The sequence below is a fragment of the Sphingobium sp. Ant17 genome, assembly GCF_000588875.1.
Lineage (GTDB): Bacteria > Pseudomonadota > Alphaproteobacteria > Sphingomonadales > Sphingomonadaceae > Sphingobium.
Window position 1 is genome coordinate 1 of the sequence record NZ_JEMV01000143.1, and the last position, 2,896, is coordinate 2,896.

The 2,896-nt window shown below is 68.7% G+C and carries 2 protein-coding genes and 1 pseudogene; all 3 read left to right on the forward strand.

Going from position 1 to position 2,896, the window contains the following annotated elements; all coding sequences use genetic code 11:
• A pseudogene (locus tag BF95_RS24770) lies at positions 1-118 on the forward strand (tail tape measure protein); the annotation flags it as partial.
• Positions 118-2,460 carry a DUF2460 domain-containing protein gene (locus BF95_RS24775; RefSeq protein WP_043155457.1) on the forward strand — a complete coding sequence of 781 codons (2,343 nt, stop codon included), beginning with the start codon at positions 118-120 and terminating at the stop codon, positions 2,458-2,460. The pseudogene BF95_RS24770 and the gene BF95_RS24775, both read left to right, overlap by 1 nt.
• Positions 2,457-2,896: DUF2163 domain-containing protein (locus tag BF95_RS24780; RefSeq protein WP_043155460.1), on the forward strand; the 440-nt coding region annotated here is incomplete at its 3' end. The genes BF95_RS24775 and BF95_RS24780, both read left to right, overlap by 4 nt.

Genomic DNA, 2,896 nt, shown 5'->3' on the forward strand with positions numbered 1-2,896 from the left:
CGCGCGCGATGTGCGGGTGAGCATCGCGGTCAATGGGCGCGGCGGCGAGAGCGAGCCGCGCTTGCTGGCGCGCAGTGCGCGGCAGGTGGCGCGGGCGGTGAAGGGGGCGCTGGGCTGATGGCGGGACTGGACTATTGGCTGGCGGATGCGCGGCGGGGGCAGGAGACGCGCTGGATCAAGCGGTTCGCGCCGACGCATTGGACCGTCAATTTCCCCCGCCCGATGATGGCGAGCGTGGTCACGACCGCGCCGGATGCCGTGCGGGTGGATGCGGTTTTCTATCGGTCGGGCGATCTGGCGGGGCTGATCTGGGATGCGGTGGATGGGTGGAGCCATTCTTTGTTGGCCTATGAGACGGCGCGCGATTTTCGCGACTGCGTGTTGCGCTTTCGCTGGCGCAGCGGGGGCGTGCGCAGGCTGGACGAGACGCATGGGCCGACGCTGACGATCGAGGGGCGGGACGCGGCTGGGGTGGCGCGGGCCTGGTATGTGCGATTGTGGAATTATGCGAGCGGCGGGCCGGAAGATGCGGAGATACTGCTGGATTTTGCCGCTTTGGAGGGCGGCTATCTGTTGCCCGAAGAGAGCGATCCGGTGTGGGCGGGCGACATCGACCGGATGTTCATTTCGCTGGTGCCGCCCGATTATGATGCTGGCGCAACGCCCTTTGCCGGAGCGCAGGAGGGTTGGGCCGAACTGACGGACATAAAGTGCGACGGGGCGGGATCGGTGCTTGTCGTGGGCGATGTGATGTTGCCGGAGCATGGGCTGTCGATGGCGACGGGCTATGATGATTGTTTCAACCAGACGCCGCAGCGGGTGGTCGAGGCGATCCATGCGCTGGGCTATCGCGGGGCGATCAACCATTATGTGGGGATGAGCCATTATTTCCGGCTCGAACGGCCCGATCCTTCATCCGTGGACGGGCTATATGTCAGCCTGAGCGGGGGCGCGCTGAATGCACCCTGCGCGGCGTGGCACCGGGACTTTGCGGCACAGGCGAAGCGGCTGGGCTTCGATGTGATCTGGTCGCTGTCTTATGAACTGTTCGACGCGCATTGCTGGGGCGCGTGGAAGCAGCGGGCGGGCAATGGCGACCCGGCGCTGACCGGATGGGTGCCGCCATCGACTTTGTTGTCGCCCGCGGATGGCGGGGCGATGGCTTATTTGCAGGCGGTGGCGTTGGCCTTTGTTGCCATAGGGTTGGCGGCGGAATTGCCGATCCTGTTTCAGGTCGGTGAGCCCTGGTGGTGGGTGATGCCGGCCGATGGGCGCATATGCCTGTATGATGAGGCGGCGCGGGCGGCCTTTGGCGGGAGCCCGGTGGCGATCCCCGATGTGCGGGGGGAACTGGATGCGGCGCAATGCGCGCTGCTGGATCAGGCGGGCGCGGTGTTGGCGGCGTCGACGGCGGCGCTGTGCGCGGCGGTGAAGGCGGCGGCACCGGGGGCAGTGACGCATTTGCTGGCCTATCTGCCGACGATCCTCGACCCGCAGGCGCCGGAGGCCAAGCGAGCGAACATGCCGGTGGGCTGGGCAGCGCCTGCCTTCGATGTCCTGCAACTGGAAGATTATGACTGGGTGACGGAGGGGCGGCCCGCACGGACGGCGCAGGGGGTGGCGCTGGCGACGGCGCGGCTGGGCTATCCGGTGGACGAGCAGCAGTATCTGTCGGGCTTCGTGCTCTTGGGGAGCCAAGCGGCGCAGTGGCGCGCGATCGTGGCGGCGGCGCAGGCGTCGGTCGCGCGGGGGACGGCGGCGACCTTTGTCTGGGCGCTGCCGCAGGTCTGCCGCGATGGCCTGACGCTTTTTAGGCGGGATGGGGAGGATGGGATGCAAGCCTTTGACGATGTGGTCTTTCCGCTGGGAATAGGGCGGGAGGCGAGCGTGTCGCCGGCCTTTTCGACGCAGATCGTGGAAAGCCCGTCGGGGCATGAACGGCGCAGCAGCGATTGGGCCGATGCGCGGCTGTCCTTCGATGCGGGGCCGGGGGTGCGGAGCGAGGCGGATATCGCCACGCTGATTGCCTTCTTTCGCGCGCGGCGGGGGGCGGCGCGGGGGTTTCGCTTTGCCGATCCCTATGATGATCGCAGCGGTGCGGCGGGGAGCGTACCGGGGCCGCTGGACCAGAGGCTGGGCATGGGCGACGGGGTGCGGACGAGTTTCCCGTTGATGCGCCATTATGGGGTGGGCGCGGAGGCGCAGGGGCGGATCATCACCCGGCCAGTGGCGGGGACGATCCGGGTCGCGGCCGATGGGGTCGAGATGAGCAGCGGATGGAGCCATGCCGGGTTGGGGGTGATCGCGTTCGAGGATGCTCCGGCGGAGGGCGTGCTGCTGACCGCCGGCTTTCGCTTCGACGTGCCGGTGCGCTTTGCCGAGGACCGGATCGACATCAACCGCGCGACCTTTGCCGCCGGGGAAGCGCCGTCGGTGCCGCTGGTGGAGATACGCGAATGAGCGTGGGCGAGATGCTGGGCCAGCCGCTTGGCACCCTGGCCTTTTGCTGGCGGATCGCGCGGCGGGACGGGGTGACGATCGGGCTGACCAGCCATGATCGCGACCTGATGGTCGGCGGGCTGTTGTACCGCGCCGCGCCGGGGATGACGCCTTCGGCGATCCGCAGCGGCATCGGGCTGGACGGGGAGGATAGCGATGTCGGCGGGGCGCTGACGAGCGAGGCGATCAGCGAGGCGGACCTGATGGCGGGGCGCTGGGATGGGGCGGCGCTGGAATTGCGGCTGACGCAATGGGAGGAACCGGGCGCGCTGTGGCTGTTGCTGGCATCGGGCGAGATGGGCGCGGTGGCGCGCAAGGGGGCGGCCTTTACCGCCGAGCTGGTCGGTGCGGCGGCGGTGCTGGGGACAGCGGTCGCGCCATCGACCGCGCCCGATTG

What these genes read in the sequence shown, in the direction of transcription:
- BF95_RS24775 (WP_043155457.1), top strand. Translation starts at nt 118, where the DNA reads ATGGCGGGACTGGACTATTGGCTGGCGGATGCGCGGCGGGGGCAGGAG.